The sequence below is a fragment of the Streptomyces sp. NPDC059456 genome (assembly GCF_042750055.1).
GTDB lineage: Bacteria > Actinomycetota > Actinomycetes > Streptomycetales > Streptomycetaceae > Streptomyces.
Genome location: NZ_JBHYVA010000147.1, coordinates 1 through 1,833 on the forward strand (window position 1 = coordinate 1; position 1,833 = coordinate 1,833).

At 72.8% G+C, this 1,833-nt stretch carries 2 protein-coding genes; one reads left to right on the top strand and one right to left on the bottom strand.

The window, feature by feature from the left end; translation table 11 throughout:
- Positions 1-26: 26 nt before the first annotated feature.
- Positions 27-923, bottom strand: coding sequence for an SGNH/GDSL hydrolase family protein (locus ACFXA3_RS15590; protein ID WP_385187066.1), 897 nt, complete (start codon positions 921-923; stop codon positions 27-29).
- Between the two features lie 249 nt (positions 924-1,172).
- On the opposite strand from ACFXA3_RS15590, the gene ACFXA3_RS15595 reads away from it, so the two are divergent.
- A complete protein-coding gene (locus tag ACFXA3_RS15595; protein ID WP_385187068.1) occupies positions 1,173-1,667 on the top strand; it encodes a DUF3145 domain-containing protein in 495 nt (164 codons plus the stop codon).
- Positions 1,668-1,833: the final 166 nt, after the last annotated feature.

Sequence of the window (1,833 nt, forward strand, 5' to 3'; positions counted from 1 at the left end):
CAGCCCCCGGTCCCCATGCCCTCGGGTCAGCGCGGCGGCTCGGCCGCCGTCACCTGGCGGTGCGCCAGCTCGGCGAGCCGGGCCTGACCGTCCTTGCCCGGGTGGAACCAGTCCCAGCGGCTCAACTGGTCCGCGGCGAAGGGGTACTGGAACACCGCGCCGCCGTCGTAGCGGCACAGGGCGTCCTTCGCGCAGACCTCGCGCAGCACCTCGTTGTACTCGACCACCCGCGCCCGGACCTGCTCGCGCCGGGACGTCGCCCCGGTCGCCGCCGACAGCGGGTCCGCCAGCATCGACTGACAGATCCCCAGCTTCCAGATCTGCCGCACCATCGGGCTGTCCTTGCCCTGCTCCCACAGCCGCTGCAGGTCCGGCACGCTGGAGACGTACACCTCGGAAGCGGGCGAGGCCGCCCGCAGACCCGAGAGGGCCTTCTCGAACCCCGCCCGGAACTCCGCCACCGGCGTCATCGACGAAACCAGCGGGCGGCAGGCGTCGTTCGAGCCCACCATCACCGTGACCAGGTCGGGCTTGTGCTCGGCGGCCGCGGTCAGCTGCCCCGCCAGGTCCGCCATCCGGGAGCCCGTCACCGCGAGGTTCCAGCTGCGCGCCGGCACCCCGGCCTCCCCGAGCAGCCGGGCGGCGAGGGACTGCACCGCGGGATCGTTCCCGGTGGCCCAGGACACCTCCGGGCAGTCCGCCAGCACCGAACAGGCGTCGAAACCCCGCGTGATGGAATCGCCGACGGCGGCGATCGAGGCGGGGGCGGTGTTCCAGCGCGGCCCGGCCTGCGCCCCGCGCTCACCCTCCGTGGCCGACCCGCCCGACTGACACCCGGTCAGCACCCCGGCCAGGACGACGATCGCCGCGCCTGCTCCGGCGAGTGTCCGGCGCGCGCGGCGTCGCGGGGCGGTGGTGCGCATCGGGTGGTTCCCTCCTCGTCGCCCCACGTCCTCCGGGGGCGTCCTGCTGAGTGAAAGCTCGGTGTTTGGCGGCCTCGGACCGACCGTACGTCACACCATGACCCCCTGCGCACGGTAGCTTTTTCCCGTGGCGTTTCGGCCGCAGGTCCCGTTGCGCAATGTCGAAAAATTTCCGTTACATTACATCACGTCACATTCTGTCCGTTTTCTGGAGTTTATTCCCGACCTCGTCCCACACTGGAGGTCCCGGTGACGACACGTGGAGTTCTGTACGTGCACTCCGCACCGCGCGCGCTCTGCCCGCACGTGGAATGGGCTGTTGCGGGCGTGCTCGGGGTGCGGGTGAACCTCGACTGGATCAGGCAGCCCGCCTCCCCCGGCACCTGGAGAGCCGAGTTCTCCTGGCAGGCCGAAGCGGGCACCGCGTCGAAGCTCGCCTCCGCACTGCGCGGCTGGCACCTGCTGCGCTTCGAGGTGACCGCGGAACCCTGTCCGACCGCCGAGGGCGAGCGCTACAGCTCCACCCCGGAGCTCGGCATCTTCCACGCCGTCACCGGCATGCACGGCGACATCCTCATCCCCGAGGACCGGCTGCGCGCCGCCCTGGCCCGGTCCGCGCTCGGCGAGACCGACCTGGAGGCGGAGATCGCCAGACTGCTCGGCAAGCCCTGGGACGACGAGCTGGAGCCCTTCCGCTACGCGGGCGAGGGCGCCCCCGTCCGCTGGCTCCACCAGGTGGTCTAGCCCCCGCCCCGGGGGGGCGGGGGGGCCGGGCGCGCGCGGACCAGATCGCCCTGGGCGGCTCCGGAGCCTACGGCCGCCGCCTGGTACGCGCCCCCCTGGCCGGCACACCGGCACAGCGCACCTGGCGGCCCCGCGGCACAGTACTCGACACACGCGCCACCGCAGC

Excerpts from the sequence above, each read along its gene's own strand:
- ACFXA3_RS15590 (WP_385187066.1), bottom strand. The coding sequence starts at position 923 with ATGCGCACCACCGCCCCGCGACGCCGCGCGCGCCGGACACTCGCCGGA.